A 14,990-nucleotide genomic window follows, 5' to 3' on the forward strand; every position below is an offset into this window, starting at 1 on the left:
CCCGCGCACCGCGTGACATTGATGATCAACAAACTCCATGGAGCAGGAATGACCACTGGATGCAGTGGCCACTTTCCAGATCAGCCAGGAACAATCAAAGCACCTACTCTGCTGGAGGCATCTCGGAGATTGTCTGAGGCTAGATGGGCGTAACGCTGCGTAGTTTTATTGCTGGCGTGCCCGAGCAGGTGCTGGACCTCATAGAGTGTTGCCCCATTGTTGATGGCTAACGAGGCGAATGTGTGGCGAAGGTCGTGAATCCTGAACTGTACTACCCCGGCAGCTTTGAGTGCCCTCAGAAAGCATTTGCGTGCGTTGCTCAAGGGTTTACCTGGCTTGGTGCCTGGGAACAGATAATGGCCATTTCCTTCGTTGGGTAATTCGCTCAGCACGGCCAATGCCGTTTCACTTAGCATCACGAAACGCTGTCGACCGCTCTTGGTCATCGGCAGATGCCAAAGTTGCCTGTCGCGATCGATATGTTCCCACCGGGCCTGAAGGGCCTCTTCACGTCTTACGCCGGTCACCAGCATCAGTTTGATGGCTGTTGCTGCAATCTGGTTGTCATCTTTGCCCAATGCTTTCCATAGGCGTTGCGCTTCTTCTACGCTCAGAAACCTCTGTGATTGGTTGTTCTCCGTGTGCATACGAATGCCCTTGGCGGGGTTGTTTTCAAGGTGGCCCCAAAGGATGGCCAGGTTGAAACAGCGCTTGAGCAGCGCCAGATGACGATTAGCTGTGGCTGGGGCGCGCTTGCTGATTAGCTCGTCGTGATAGCGCTGAATTTCTTGTCGGGTAATGGTGTTCAGGGGTTTGTGGCCGAACACAGCGAAAAGGTGCGTTTTGAATTTCGATTCATCGCTGTTTGCGCTGCGTTTGCTGACTCGGGCATGAGGGACATAGTGATCATCGACGAAGCGTCGAAAGGTCATCCCTTGTTCCGTCTGATTGGCGTCTTGTGGGTCAATTCCTTTCGCCAGTAAAGCCCGATGCTGGAGAGCGAGAGAGCGGGCATCAGCAACATCTAAGTCACCATAATTCCCCAGCTTCATGCTTCGCTGGCGTCCAGCATGTCGGTAGCGCAGATAGAAGAATTTTCGGCCGTGTCGATTCACCAGGAGTTTGAGGCCTGCTACTTCTGTATCGGAGTACTCGTCTTCTCTGGCTTTAGCGGATGCGGGTTGCGGTGGCAGCGCGTCGATCACGCGCTTGGAAAAGCGAATGAGCTTGCTCATTGGACACCTTTGGGCGACACGAGGTTGGACAATCCCTGGGTCACTAAGAAGTGCGGACCCAGGGCAGTCATAGAGGCTCGTGGTTAGTGGGGGTATGGTGTGGTCGGTGGTGACCGGCGGATCGCGGCCACCTCTCCGGTTCATTTCCGGTTCTTTCGGCGACGTCTCCGGAAAGATCGTCGGGCTGTGTTGTGTGATTGGTCTGTGGCGAGACGTTGGGAAAGGGCAGGCAGTCGAAGGTGAGGGTGGCGGGAGTCAGCTGTCTTTGTCTGATCCACACGTCACCAGTCTCCGGTGTATTTCCGGGCTAAGGCTTACCTCTTTGGGAATGAGTACGGCAACGGAAGTAAGGTCGGAAAGCAGGAGTACGACTTCGTGAAAGCTGCCGTGATCTTCAACTACCTCGAATGAAGCGTCTGGATCATAGGGACTTTCCAGCAGACTTCTGACCCCCTGGAAAAGCCCCTTGTCATGCGGGTCGTCACCTACACCCCAGACAGCAAACCAGCCAAGTTCATCGGGTTGCCATTGAGTGCCGTACTCCCGATGTAACTCCTGAAATTGCTGGTGTACCCATTGGCGCATTTGAGGATCAGGAATCTGCTCGCACGCATCAATCTGACGAATCAGTAGCATCGCTCTGCTCCTCAGTTTGGGCTGTTGTTGTTTTTGGCATTGCGGTGATCGGCTTTCCGTCCAGGCGAACCTGAGCGAGTTTGCCTTTGAGGGACTGGATGCTTTTACGCCAAGCAGCGGCATCGCCCATTGCCCGCAGCTTGGTCTCGTGCTTCTCATCACGGCCGAGCAGTTTTTCTTCCAGTAATACAGCGGCAAGGAACGGAGCATTATTGCTGGACTTGCCCACGAAAGCTGGGCGGAACACTTTGCTGACGAAAGGCTCAGCCCGTTGCTGCAGTGGCTCCAGTATTTCGACGATAGCGTCCGCACTGATCCACTCGCGACTGAAATAGCCTTGGCTGCCGCTGTCTTGCAGTGCAACGTAGATCAGCTTCTTGTCAGGGGAGAGGGCCACTTGGTAGGTGATCTCGCCATCTGCGCCAACGCTAAGTTTCGGTGCTTTGCCTTGCTTCACGATCAGAAGATCCAGCAGGGTCGGTTCGGCGATGCTTTTGCTCTTGCTCATGTTGTTCTCCAAATGAAAAAGGTCACTGTCTGAGTGGCCTTTGTGCTCTGCAGGGATGTGGTTCAGTACTCATCAGGTAGCAGCATGGTTGTGCTTGATCGGTCAGCCTCGGTGATGATCCAGAATTTGGTTTTCCCCAGGTGGTAGCAGGAAAGAATCCTGGTCTCGTGATGGATTGCATACTGGTTGGCATCAATGTCGTTGGCGCAGAGGTCTCCGAAGTCGCCAGATTGATGGCGTGCCAGAAAGTCTGTGGGGTCAGTCATTTCAGCGGTGAACACCCTCAGCAGCGTGGGCGTTATGACCACATTGCCTAGTCTGAAAAGTGATGATTCTTTCGTGTCCATTAAGTACCCCAATGAAAAGGCCCCGAGATCGTCGAGATATCGGGGCCTTAAGCACGTTTAGTGATTGTTGCGTAGATTGGCGCAGCAAGATTATTTAGCCGCCTTAACTGCCTCAGTTTCGCTACAAAACTCACAAAGCAGGTCATAAGCACCAACCGCTACTTGAATTCGTGAGTCAGGGACTTTTCGGAAGATATCCACAGCGCTGGATACCCAGGGCTTTTTGCAAACACACATGGCGCTCTCCTTGATATGTCCAATTTTAGTATCGGGGCATAAAAAGAATATTTGCCGGAAAAGCCTCCAGATACAGGTCTGGTGAGTGCGTGGGTTGTTGGATGTTCAGTGTGTTTAGGGTTTCGAGTGATTCCCCTGTATTTCCTAGGCGTAATTTTATGGTCGTTATTTATTGAACAGTATTATAGGGGACTTAATCCCGGGTCCTGAATTTTTGGAGGCTCTCATGAGCTCAGTACTGTTTTTTTACGAGTTGGTTAATTCATTGGCGCGAGAAGAAGTAGATTTGATACGGCAGGAGAGGAGCATTGTCCTTAGTATTGGCCATGCTTTTCCTGAGGCGACAGGTATAGCTGTGTTTCGTAAGTTTTACGCTTTTTGCTTGCCGTCCGATGAGGCCGAGTGTTGTTCTGCAAGGCTCCAGCATCTTGGTCGATCATTGGCAAAGAAGATGCCAGGCTTGTGTCAGGAGGCTATGAAACACTATGAGTCAGAAGGTCATGCGGATAGCAATCAGTTGTTTCGAAGAGTAAAGGGGAAGAAGAGGCTTGCATTTTGTCGCGAGCAGTACAAAGACATATGATTTTTTGAATCTCCAGCATTATTGAGGTAAAGCAGACCATAGGACTCAAGTCCTATGGTCTGCTCCTGTAGTTTCAGCTTCTAGCAACCGCGCTATGAGCGGTATGTGTTGAGATGGGATGGGTGTGGCAGCGGCCCTTGAGGTCGGGATATATTATTCGTGGCAGACTGGAAGGCGTATTCGGCTTACTTAAAAAGACTCTTAAACCTAGCCAGTTGACTGCCGCGCCAAAAGTGGTTGTCTTGCACGAGTTCTAATAGCTTCGCTTGCGCCTCAGGCCGCATACCCACGATGAGATCAAATGCGTAGTATTGATCTAGGGTACGTTCAATGAGGCCAAGAAGATTTTCCTGTACGTGGTCCATGTCAATATCATTCCAAAGGTTGATCAACAGATGATCCCAAAACTCAGGGGTTTTAACATGCCCCTCATAGGCGTATGTTTCTTTGTCCGTGTATAGGTCGAGTATTAGCAGATGCCACTGCTGGCGGCGGGTGTTCCCAAACCGCTGATGTGGAGCGATCAGCTCACTTTCAAGAAAAGCCATCCCCGGTTTTACGTCAGAAAGTCTTCTATGTTCACTCCAGTTCACTTCGGAAAGTTTATCCACCAAAGAATTTAATTCTATTCCATTGCGCTCTGCTAATGAACTCAGCGCAACCTCCACGTCAGGCACGGTTCGAACCTCCCCTTCAGTACGAAAATACTTTTGTTCCAATCGGAATGTAAAGTATCTATGAGGGGTCAATCCTTCCTCCAATAATAAATAATTTCGGCTGTAGTCTGAAATGTAAAGTTTTGTCATTATGCTAGCAGATAAGATGTCGCCTTGTTTTCCTCGCTGACGCCATTCATGGCGGAGAAGATCCAAGCTCTCTGCGGTTAGAGAAAATTGAGCTATCTGGCAGTCGAGTAAGTTGAGCAAGGCTGTTGCCGAAATCGCTCCAAGCCATGACTGATCATTGAGTGATATGGTGTCAAATCCGTTATTAAGCAAGTACTGTGGAGCTAAAAGGCGCTCAAGGAAGCTGGGGTCGATTTCATATAGTGCTTGCAGTAATAATTTGCTTTCCTGTCTGGGGAGGCAATCACACCAAAGTTCCAAGACCGACTCAAACTCATTATTTTTTTTCATCAAGGGAGCAACGTGCTGGAACTGTTCATGCATTAATCTAGCAATGGAACGCCATGAGTCCAGGCCTAGACTGCTCTGAAGGGCTAGATATGAAAGTCCTTTGAATACTTTAACAACGGAGGGGTAGCTAACCATGCTTGAATTTATGGAGATCTCAGATCGTAAATTACGAAGCGTATTGTCGATAAGACGCAGAATACTTACCGGCGAGAGCTCGCATTTGCATCCAAGGATTCCATCATTGGGAAAACTAGGTTTCCAATAGGGCGCGGAGAAGGTAAAGCCGGCACCTTTCTCAATTAGTTGTGTAGTGACTTCAGATAGTGAATTCTCAAACCCAATCATTCCGTCTATTTCAAAAAATCGGCTTGCGTAGATATTTAACTTATTTAGAAATAGATCTGAACTGACGCAACGCGCTACGGGCAGCAAAAGGTTGCTCACCAAGAGAGCATGCGGGCACTGAGCAAGAAGTTTTTGAAAAAGTGAGTCTACTTGTCTCGCCCTTTGGGACTGTGGAGCTGTTTTGCTCGACAGACTTAATATCCCTGCGTGGCAAGACAATAGCTCCTCTAGCAACTGTCGCTGTTCGATATTCGGAATAGACACCGCACTAGGCGCAAGAAAGTAGTTCTCTAAGTCCCAAGCTTTAATGAAGAGCTCATAAAAGTTTGAAAAATTCAGCTCCGTATAATCAGTCACGCTTGCATTTCCCGGCAGTCTTGTTGTCACGATATCACCAGACAAAAGTAATGTTGAACTCTACAGCCTTAAATGCAGCATGGAGGATACGGGTTGATTCGATTCGCCTTCAGAAATGGTCTAAGTCATCCATTTTTAGGCAGTGGAGTGCCTAAAGTGTCGTAGGGCTCGCCGTGATTTAGCTTTCTGCTCTTTCCGGCCAGTCCAGGGGAATCAAGGCGTCGCCAGAAGCCCGGTTCCACCTTTCCCGTGTTGCTTGAACATAGCGCGGATCATCGGCAAAGAAAGCGTGTTCAATCAACAGAACCTGCAGGTCTTGCTGGGCATCGGTCTCCTTGAATAGATAATCAATGTGCTTGCGCATCGCAAGCACGTCTTCGTCTTCACTCTTCGAGGAAAGCAGGGTCTCGTCCTCGCCATGTGCGGGGTAATATGGGCGGCTTATCTGGTCGAAAACCAAGAAGCCTGGCACGGGAGACTTGGCTTCTTTGAAGTAACGCTGAAGCGCAAAAGACAGGGCGATGTGAATGGCTAGATAGTTCTGATCCGACCCCAGATCCGAGAGTCGCAGTACGACGCTTTGTCCCTTTTCGATCACTGCAATATCAGGCGGCCTGGAATAAAACTCCATTTCCACGTCGACGCATGGGGTGACTGTCGGGAGTTCGGCAATTGCCTTTGAGGCATATGCCGAGATCTTGCGGTGCGCACGATCCAGCAATACCTGGCGAGCCTCCCGGTCGACCCTGGCGTCCAACGCTTCAATTTCGTCACGAAGGACGTTGAGATCCACCGTCGCCTGACGCTCGGAAGAGCGCATTCCCAGCAGGATCGAAATTTTCCCGAGCAGATGAGCGCGGTAGCGGCCCAGCGTCTCCAGCCTCATATTCTCCTCGTTCTGTTTGATCCAGGTGCTGATACGTTCATCGACGCCCCGAAGCTGGGCATTCAACTCTGTCAGCTGGTTTTGTAGTTCCTGCTCATGCTCGACGAGGCGAGGCCTAACACCTTCCACGGCAGTGCTCTCCGATCGGATGATTGCCATCGTATTCTGCAAGGTATCGGCTATGTCGCGACCGCGGTCGGAGGGCGACTCGCAGACAGGGCAGACGTGCCCGACCTGTCGTATGTGGGAGGCAATATCAAGCTTTTCATACTGCCGGTGCACCGTCCCTTCGAAGTCGGACATTTCCAGTAGGGCGGTTTTTGCGCCCCGGGATTTTCGTCGCACAGCTTCTATGTTGGACAACAGCTCCTTACGCTGCGTGTACAGCGCAGGTAGCTCGTTTTCATTGGGATTGACCACCAAGCCGGCATTGCTGCGACGAGCCAAGCGCAGACTCTCCCTGAGGTCCTGCTCCGAGTTGGCAACAGGAAGGGCTTCAATCAATCCGCAACGCAGGGCATCCCGGAGCACCCTGGTGGCCATCTGATGAAAGTCGTCATCGGTTCCGGTCTGCTTCTGTTGCTTGCGCTCTTCGCGCTCATACTGCCGACGCAGCTCGCGCAGTCTTCGCTCGTCGATCACTGACTTTTCATTCAGGACTCGGAGGAAATAGGGCATGGTGTCGATGATGCCTTTCGCTTCGTCGGCCTGATCCAATCCGTGAAGAAGCGCCGTTTCGTTGTAAATCACATCCTTGGTTACGAACATATAAGCGGTTGCATGGCGAATCGTCGCTCGGCCCCGTTGGGCTTGACCGTCATTCGTATAGTCGATTGGATCACCAATCCCAAAGGCGCGCTCAATGAAGGCTTTACCTGCTTGTACGTTGGTAAGACCGTCGAACTTTTCCAGCGTGTTGGGTAGTCGCAGGTTGCGGCCACTTGTCACGTACATTCGAGTGCTGGTTCGCTGACCCACAGGTGGGATCACGCGACCGGTGATCATTTGAGACTCACCCGATACCCATTTGACGCCTACAGCAAAGCTGTGACGACGAACATGCGCGGGTAACTCGCATTGGCTGGAGCCGAGGCAGTAGTCGATGGCTTTGATTAAGGTCGACTTACCTGTTCCGGATGCCCCTGTGATGATGTTGACCCCAGGCAAGAGGGTAATTGTCCGGCGTCGACCTTCATTGCCTAGGAAGAAGATCTCAGAAATATTCCAGCGACTCATACAGTCAGTCCCATCATGTTGAGTGTTGTGCGTGCAGTTCCAGCGCTCGCAAGCCAAGCGCCCAGAAGCTTGGCTTGCTTGAACGCGGCTTGATTTTCCATGCTAAGCCGATTGATTGCGGCCTTGTTCGTTGCCTTTGTGCCGGTCTGCAGCTGGCCCTCTTCGGTAAGTGTCAGCAGCTGTGCGAAACAGCCGTATTGGATAGCTTCAGTGACAATGTCCATCGAGGAGTTGATGCGTATTGATAGCTCGATCTGGATCTCCGGATGTCGCTGTAACCACTCCAGCAGCCCAGTGGCCTTGTTGGTGCCATTAAATGTGTGTTCCAGATCCCCCGACAAGGCCAGAGGAAGGGCCGTATAACAGAGCACCATTTCTGGACTGACTGATTTCTCCTCCTCATAGGCCGATGTGAACGTTGCAAGGAGATAGGCGCAAAACGCCGGGTTTGTTTCTGCGTACAGGTCGTGTGCCACTTTCATCGCTTTACTCCTGTAGCAGCGTTCTGTAATCCGGATGCCAACCGACCTGGAGGTCTACAGCCAGCACCTGGTATGAGCCTCTAACGTAATAGTGTCCGGACCACCCTTGGGCTATAGGTTCAACATAGTTAGGCGCGTCATTGTGAGTCCAGCGAAGGAGGTCTAGGCCTTTCTTGCGCTTGAAATCGTCTTCCTTCTCGTGGCAATCCTCGACCAGCTGTTCATGTCGATCAGCCCAATGTTCAGTGAGCCGCACGTCATACTCGTTGATCCTAGACTTCATGCCAGGATTGCCCTTCACCCACCTCGAACGTTGCTGTTGGGCCCGCCACTGTTCTCGGATTGCCTTGGACAGATCTGTGCTGCTTCCCTCGACGAGTGAGATCTGGCGGCCCAGCATGCTGTGAGGTTGATAATCAGCTGGATGAACTGCGGACTGGAAGTCAGGCAGAAGCCGCTCCTCCTCGATTGCGCTATTGAAGACCGAAATTTCATGCTTCAACTCGGAAGCTGAGATTGCCCTCTCTCGCTTGTCACAGAGCGAATACACAACTTGCCTGCCCCACCACTCGATCAGTCGTTCAGCAACAGGCTGCCGGTGAGCAATCGGAAGCACATGAAGCTCATTAGCGACCAGCTCTTCAATTTTGGTGATATCAGGACTTTTCGGGTTGATTTGGATTCTCCGAATCAAATTCCGACAGTCCGACTCATCAAGCGCTAGAAAAGCTTTACAGCCGGGTGCACGATCTGCATGAGGCAGCTTCGTGCTGACAATTGCTGCGACTGCGCGCTCACTCATCACTCGCTCTGCTTCCTGCTTCAGCGCTTTGAGCAAGTCGGCTCGGTCGGATTGCTGATCGCACAGGGCGAGAAGGGGGGAGTTTGGGGGAATGGCACCGACTGCGACTAAGTGGAACGTTGTCTCTGCAAGCGATAGGTTTGGCAGAATGTCGATCCATACCTTGATCGTTTTCCAGAGAGCTACACAGCTCAAGGTGATGGTCGGAGGCTTCGGACTTATGGAGTGTTTGAGCTGGTAAAGCAAGTTGTGCCCATTCACCTGTAGCTCAACATCGTCGAGACGCTCTACTGCGACGGCAGCATCATCGGACCTCAGGGATATCAGGGATAGGAGCGCAAAGTGCGCCTGGTAGTAGAAACCGAGAGCTGATGCGCTGGCCTCGTGCACTCCTGTCAAATCTGGTTTGTCCGTCATTGTTCCATGCTCCTCCTGATGCGCTCAGAGACAATCCTTGGTGAAACGCCGCGGATGATACCCGAATGCCAGTGCGCTGCCGGAGCTTCGACAGAGCGGATAGTTTTCGCGGATCAATCCGGCGAGGGAGGAAGTGCTGTTTCGTGAAGGAGGCTCGCCGCGCATACCGCGTAACTTTTGCAGGGTAAATATTGCAGTAGGTACGGGTAGGCCAAATTGCCCCTCAGGAGTGCGCAGGTGAGACACGGCGGGATTTCGTGATCGGGCCGTACTTCCGCCCCCTTTTTTATCCTCTCTCGGGCGCGCCAGCTGCTCTCTGAGAGTGTTTCTTCTATTTCTGGCAGGCTGGGCTGGCAAGTAGGCAAACCCGTCTGGTGCGAGCTTGCAGGGCGGCAGAAGATTTGGTCCAGAAATGGTCCAGACGCCATAAAATCGCAGGCAATAAAAAACCCCAAGGAATCATCTTCTCTTGGGGTTTCTCGGTATTAGTGGTGCCCAGGGACGGAATCGAACCGCCGACACGGGGATTTTCAATCCCCTGCTCTACCGACTGAGCTACCTGGGCCAACGGGGCGCTATTAGACGGATTTGAAGGGTAGGTGTCAAGCGTGAGTTTGAAAAATATTTAATTATTACGGGCGCTTAGGTTCAGACGGGGATTTCGGGCGACGGGATTGCGGTCAGTCCTTAGGTGGGTATTGCTGCGCTCAACCCCCGCGGACCGACCCATCCTACGTTTCTATGCTTTGCCTGCGAGCGAGGCCTGGCGTTTTACTCGCTGGGCGGCACGTAGCCTTCGGCCTGGGCGTAGTCCTCGCCAGAGAGGAACTTGTCCATCTCGGCCTGGAGGAATTTGCGGTCCTCGGCGTTCATCATGTTCAGGCGGCGTTCGTTGATCAGCAGGGTCTGGTGCTTCTGCCATTCGTCCCAGGCTTGCTTGGAGACGTTGGTGTAGATGTCTTCGCCTTTGGCGCCCGGATAGGGTGGGCGGTCGAGGCCTGGCAGTTCTTTTTTGTGCTTGCGGCACATTACGGTGCGGGTCATGGCTGCTCTCCAGGGTTCTGTTCGGTCGCGAGTGCGTCGGCCGCGCGCTTCAGCAGTTTCTTCACCGGGGCGGCAAGGCCCAGGCGCGGCGGTGTGGCGAGGTTATACCAGAGCCAGTCGGCCTCGGCCACGGCCGATGGCGCGGCTTCGACGCGGATCAGCCAGGGTTCGATGGCCAGCTGGAAGTGGCTGAAGGTGTGGCTCAGGCCGGCCAGTTCGCGGCGCTCGCCCAGTTGCAGGGCATGGCGGTTGGCGAGCAGGTCGAGGCTGGGCAGGTCGTCCAGCTCCGGCAGGCTCCATAAGCCGCCCCAGAGGCCGCTGGAAGGCCGGCGATAGAGCAGGACCTCGCCAGCCCGGCTGGTGAGGATCGGCATCAGGGTGCGCCTCTGTGGCAGCGCCTTGCGCGGTTTGGCAATCGGGTAGCGAATCTCCAGGCCGAGCAGGTGAGCCTGGCAGCCGCTTTGCAGCGGGCAGAGCAGGCAGCTGGGTTTGCTGCGGGTGCAGAGGGTGGCGCCCAGATCCATCATCGCCTGGGTGTAGTGATTGACCCGTGTGTGCGGGGTCAGGCGTTCAGCCACCGCCCACAGTTGTTTGGCCACTTTCGGCTCGCCCGGGTAGCCCTCCTGGGCCACGTAGCGCGCCAGTACCCGCTTGACGTTGCCGTCGAGGATCGCTGCGCGCAGGCCCATGCTCAGGCTGGCAATGGCGCCGGCGGTGGAGCGGCCGATACCGGGTAGCTCGGTCAATTGCTCGACATCGAGGGGGAAGGCACCGGCATGTTCGCGCATGACGATCTGGGCGGTTTTCTGCAGGTTGCGCGCGCGGGTGTAGTAGCCCAGCCCGGTCCACAGGTGCAGCACTTCGTCCTCCGCCGCCGCGGCCAGGTCTTGCACGGTCGGCAGGGCGGCCATGAAGCGGTCGAAGTAGCCGAGTACGGTGCTGACCTGGGTCTGCTGCAGCATGATTTCCGAGACCCACACGCGGTAAGGATTGATCTCCTGCTGCCAGGGCAGGTCCTTGCGTCCGTGGCGGTCGTACCAGTCGAGGACCGCCACGGAGAACTGCTCGGGGCTCATTGCTTGAACAGGCCCTTGAGCGCGTCTTTCAGTTCGGGGCTGACCTTGTCGCCGAGCTTTTCCTCGAGCTTCTGGTTGATCTTGTCGCCGGCCAGCTTGGCGGCGACCTTGCCCATGCCGTCCTGGTCCAGGCGGCAGGCTTTGCCACCCATTTCCAGCGGGCCACGGCAGCGTATCGGCCACTCGATGCCCACATAGCGCTCGTTGACCTGGCAGGCCGGGTCGGGCATTTCACGTTGGTCGCCGATCAGGGTGATGCCGATGCGGTAGTCGAGGCCGAGTACGCGCAGGTCCAGGTCGCCATTGCCGCTGACCGCAAGGCCGGGAACCTGGACGTCGAGATCAGGGTTATGGGCTACGCCATTGCGCAAGGTCAGGTTGCCTTGCAGCGTGTCGAAGGGTGTGTCCTTGTTGCGCGGCTCGCTGCTCAGCGCCTTGCGGTTGAGGGCGGCAATGCCACGGCATAGTTGTTGTTCGAGGTCGGCGCCGACCAGGACGCCGTCACTGAGGGTGAAGCTGGCCGTGCCATTGAGTCCATCGATCCAGGCTTTCTGGCTGTTGCCGCTGGTACTCAGGTTGGCCTGCAGATCGAGCAGGCCTTTGACCGGCGAGGGCTGTTGTTCGCTCTTGAGGAAGGGCTCTACGCTGATCCGGTTCAGGTGCTTTTGCAGGCTCAGCAAGGGGATGGTCGGGCGCACATCGACTGTCGCCTTGGCGTCGAAATTGCCGCTGCCAAGCTTGCCGCGCAGCTCTTCCAGGCTCAGCAGGCCGGCCTTGCTCTTGGCCTTGAGGTTGAAGGCGCTGATGGCCTGCTGCTGGTAAATCAGCTGGTCGAGGGTCAGTGCCAGTTGCAGGTCGAGGCTGCGCAGGCGCTCGATCGGCAGCACCGTTGCGGCGCTCCAGGCGTGTTGGGTCGGGGCTTTGGGCAGCGGCGTGCTGCCGCTCTGGCCGGCGTTGGCGACGCTTTCCTTGACCTCGGCCTGGCGCGCGGCACCGGCATCCTGGCTGTCCTCGGTGGGCTTCGGCAGGTAGTGGTCGAGATCCAGGCTGTCGCCTTTCAATTGCACGCGCAGGGCTTGCTTGGCGAAGTCGGCGATGCCGATCTGGCCGCTGAAGCTGCTGTCATCGAGCTTCAGTTTCAGCTCTTGCAGAGTCAGGTTGGTCGGGCTGCCGCTGAGGCGGGTGACCATCTCGAACTGGCTCAGGGCCTTGTCATCGTTCAGCGGCGGCAGTGTCTGGCCGATGGTGGCGAGGAATTCACGCAGATTTACCGGCGCGATGGACAGGCCGCCAGTCAGTTTTGGCTGGGTATCCAGGTCGCGGATCTTCACTTCGCCGAGGGCGCGCAACTGGTTGGCTGAGAGTTTCAGACCGTTCCATTCGGCAACCTGTGCGGCCAGGTCGACCAGCAGTTGGCCTTGCAGGGAGTAGGTCAGGGTCTGGCCGTCGAAGGGCTCGCCGGAGGCTTCGCCGGAAATCTTGGCGTCTTCCAGTTGGTAGCGCTTGAGCGCGCGGTCGAAGCGCAGTTCGCCTTGCAGTTCGCTGCGCGCCCGCACGACCGGCTGATTGGTGCCGAAGAAGGCGCTGAGTTTGACCGGGATGGCTGCGCCTTCGCGGATCGCTCCGGTGGTCAGCTGGATGCTTTCGGCGCTGAATTGCTGGCCTTTCTGCGCGTCGTGGTAATTGATGCGCGCGCTGTTGACGATCAGGCTGTCGATATCCAGCTTGATCGGCTCGGCGCCTGATGGCGTGGTCGCGGGCTGGTCGGCGGCGGCAGGTGCAGGTGTTGCGCTGGCGGTTGTATTCGCGGCTGCGGCGGATTGAGCTGGGCGGCCGACATCTTCCCAGTTGCCGCGGCCTTTTTCGTCGCGCTGCAGGTTGAGGTTGAGGCCGTCGACGCGAATGTCGCTCATCTGCACTTCGCGGCGCAGCAGCGGCAGCACGCGCACCGACAGGCCGAGCAGGCGCAGGTCGGCAAAGGGCTGGTCGGGAGTGGTGGCGCTGGCCAGGGTGGCGTCGGTCAGCTCGAGGCCGAGCCAGGGGAACAGGCTCCAGCCGATGTCGCCCCTGAGGGTCAGTTCCAGGTTGGCCTTGTCGCGGGCCAGTTGGCGAATTTCGTCTTTGTAGTCGTTGGGATCGAACAGGTGGGTCAGGGCAAAGCCAAGGGCCACCAGGATCAGCAACAGCCCGAGAAAAAACAGACCCAGGATTTTGCCGAGCGCTTTCATGGACGATTCCTTGTTTCGGATAACTTGAATTGAGTCGGCGAGTATAGCGCCGACCGCCGTAATAGACCGGCGAAAGTCCGGCTTATGCATTGAATTTGCAAGCGCCTGTTACAGCGCTCGCGCCACGCGTTCGGCGATCGCCAGGCTGGCGGTCAGTCCGGGCGACTCGATGCCGAACAGGTTGACCAGCCCTGGCAGGCCGTGATCGCTGGCGGTTTGGATAAGGAAGTCGGCGGCGGGTTCCCCAGGGCCTGCGAGTTTCGGTCGGATGCCACTGTAGCCTGGCACCAGGCGCGTGCTGTCGAGGTGCGGAAAGTAGCGACGGATCGCGTTGGCAAAAGGCGCGCGCAGCTGTTCGTCGACCCGGTAATCGATGTGGTCGAGGTACTCGGTGTCCGGGCCGAAGCGCACCTGGCCGCCGAGGTCGAGGGTGGCGTGGATGCCCAGGCCTGAGGTGTTGGCCTCCGGCAGCGGATAGATCAGGTGCTGGAAGGGCGCGCGGCCGCTGTAGCCTAAATAGCGGCCGCGGCACAGGTGCAGGGGCGGGATCTGTGCGGGCGCCAGGCCGGCGGTGCGCCGCGCCAGTTGCTGGGCAAACAGGCCGCCGGCATTGACCACCCGCTGCGCCTCGAGCTGGAAGGCTTCGCCGCTGCTGGTGCCGCTGACGATCCAGCCGTCCGGGCCGGGTTCGAGGCGCTCGACGCGGGTCTGCAGGACCAGTTGAGCGCCCTGTTTCTCGGCGGCGGCGAGCAGCGATTGCAGGTAGGCATGGCTGTCGATAATGCCGGTGCTCGGCGACAGCAGCGCGGCAACGCCGTGCACGGCCGGCTCCAGTTCGGCGAGCCGGGCTTGCTCGATATATTCCAGGTCATACACGCCGCAGGCCTGGGCGTTGGCGGCCAGGGCGTCGAGCGTGTCGCGTTCGGCCGCGCTGACCGCCACCAGCAGCTTGCCGATACGCTTGTGTGCCACCTGATGCTGGGCGCACCAGGCATACAGGCGCTCGTGGCCTTCCAGGCACAGCTCGGCTTTCAGCGAGCTGGGGGCGTAGTAGAGGCCGGCGTGGATCACCTCGGAATTGCGGCTGGAGGTGTGGCTGCCGATCAGCTGTTCTGCCTCGACGATCAGGCAGCTCTGGCGCGCTCGGGTCAGGCGTTCGGCGCAGGCCAGGCCGAGGGCGCCGGCGCCGATAATCAGGGTGTCGATACTGTCCATGCGGGCTTCGTTGCCGGGGTTTGGCGGGTTTGCCTGTCGAGCATAGCAATATCCGTGAATCGGCTGGTTTGTACCTGCGGCGCTTTGGGGTGGCATCCAACGGCGGCCTCGCCGGCTAGCCGGTTCGCCCGCCTCGCGGCTAAAGCCCCTCCCGCGCTGACCGAGACAGGCCGCCGCATCGGCGCGCGCTGACGAGCCGTTTGTGGAGGGGCTTCAGCCG

At 56.4% G+C, this 14,990-nt stretch carries 13 protein-coding genes and 1 tRNA gene; 1 reads left to right on the plus strand and 13 read right to left on the minus strand.

The genetic code is table 11. The features are described 5' to 3' along the window. Positions 1-80: 80 nt before the first annotated feature. The 4 genes from PH586_RS00005 to PH586_RS00020 form a co-directional block, all read right to left on the minus strand. Entirely contained in the window at positions 81-1,235 is a 1,155-nt protein-coding gene (locus PH586_RS00005) for a tyrosine-type recombinase/integrase (RefSeq protein WP_271345718.1), read from the minus strand. Positions 1,236-1,490: 255 nt separating this feature from the next. After that, positions 1,491-1,871 carry a hypothetical protein gene (locus tag PH586_RS00010; protein ID WP_271345719.1) on the minus strand — a complete coding sequence of 127 codons (381 nt, stop codon included), beginning with the start codon at positions 1,869-1,871 and terminating at the stop codon, positions 1,491-1,493. Continuing rightward, a complete protein-coding gene (locus tag PH586_RS00015) occupies positions 1,849-2,379 on the minus strand; it encodes a hypothetical protein (RefSeq protein WP_271345720.1) in 531 nt (176 codons plus the stop codon). Before PH586_RS00015 ends, PH586_RS00010 begins: the two co-directional genes overlap by 23 nt. Before the next feature lie 62 nt (positions 2,380-2,441). Next, the gene (locus tag PH586_RS00020; RefSeq protein WP_271345721.1) at positions 2,442-2,726 is read right to left on the minus strand and encodes a hypothetical protein; all 285 of its coding nucleotides are present in this window, start codon (positions 2,724-2,726) and stop codon (positions 2,442-2,444) included. A gap of 463 nt (positions 2,727-3,189) precedes the next feature. On the opposite strand from PH586_RS00020, the gene PH586_RS00025 reads away from it, so the two are divergent. After that, positions 3,190-3,546, plus strand: a complete 357-nt coding sequence (locus PH586_RS00025) for a hypothetical protein (protein WP_271345722.1) — start codon at positions 3,190-3,192, stop codon at positions 3,544-3,546. Positions 3,547-3,731: 185 nt separating this feature from the next. On the opposite strand, the gene PH586_RS00030 is transcribed toward PH586_RS00025, so the two are convergent. The 9 genes from PH586_RS00030 to PH586_RS00070 all read right to left on the minus strand — a co-directional run bounded on the left by PH586_RS00030 (position 3,732) and on the right by PH586_RS00070 (position 14,770). After that, positions 3,732-5,384, minus strand: coding sequence for a hypothetical protein (locus PH586_RS00030; protein WP_271345723.1), 1,653 nt, complete (start codon positions 5,382-5,384; stop codon positions 3,732-3,734). Between the two features lie 178 nt (positions 5,385-5,562). Beyond that, positions 5,563-7,506: a DUF3732 domain-containing protein gene (locus PH586_RS00035; RefSeq protein WP_271345724.1), complete on the minus strand. Its 1,944-nt coding sequence runs from the start codon at positions 7,504-7,506 to the stop codon at positions 5,563-5,565. Next, the gene (locus tag PH586_RS00040; RefSeq protein ID WP_271345725.1) at positions 7,503-7,988 is read right to left on the minus strand and encodes a three component ABC system middle component; all 486 of its coding nucleotides are present in this window, start codon (positions 7,986-7,988) and stop codon (positions 7,503-7,505) included. Before PH586_RS00040 ends, PH586_RS00035 begins: the two co-directional genes overlap by 4 nt. A 4-nt stretch (positions 7,989-7,992) precedes the next feature. After that, positions 7,993-9,207, minus strand: a complete 1,215-nt coding sequence (locus PH586_RS00045) for an ABC-three component system protein (RefSeq protein WP_271345726.1) — start codon at positions 9,205-9,207, stop codon at positions 7,993-7,995. Between the two features lie 489 nt (positions 9,208-9,696). Then, a tRNA-Phe gene (locus tag PH586_RS00050) sits at positions 9,697-9,772 on the minus strand. A gap of 206 nt (positions 9,773-9,978) precedes the next feature. Next, a complete protein-coding gene (locus tag PH586_RS00055; RefSeq protein WP_271345727.1) occupies positions 9,979-10,251 on the minus strand; it encodes an oxidative damage protection protein in 273 nt (90 codons plus the stop codon). Continuing rightward, positions 10,248-11,327: an A/G-specific adenine glycosylase gene (mutY, locus tag PH586_RS00060; protein ID WP_271345728.1), complete on the minus strand. Its 1,080-nt coding sequence runs from the start codon at positions 11,325-11,327 to the stop codon at positions 10,248-10,250. Before mutY ends, PH586_RS00055 begins: the two co-directional genes overlap by 4 nt. Beyond that, positions 11,324-13,555: an AsmA family protein gene (locus tag PH586_RS00065; RefSeq protein WP_271345729.1), complete on the minus strand. Its 2,232-nt coding sequence runs from the start codon at positions 13,553-13,555 to the stop codon at positions 11,324-11,326. Before PH586_RS00065 ends, mutY begins: the two co-directional genes overlap by 4 nt. A 108-nt stretch (positions 13,556-13,663) precedes the next feature. Continuing rightward, a complete protein-coding gene (locus tag PH586_RS00070) occupies positions 13,664-14,770 on the minus strand; it encodes an NAD(P)/FAD-dependent oxidoreductase (protein ID WP_271345730.1) in 1,107 nt (368 codons plus the stop codon). Positions 14,771-14,990 lie beyond the last annotated feature (220 nt).

This window comes from Pseudomonas aestuarii, assembly GCF_027988105.1.
GTDB lineage: Bacteria > Pseudomonadota > Gammaproteobacteria > Pseudomonadales > Pseudomonadaceae > Aquipseudomonas > Aquipseudomonas aestuarii.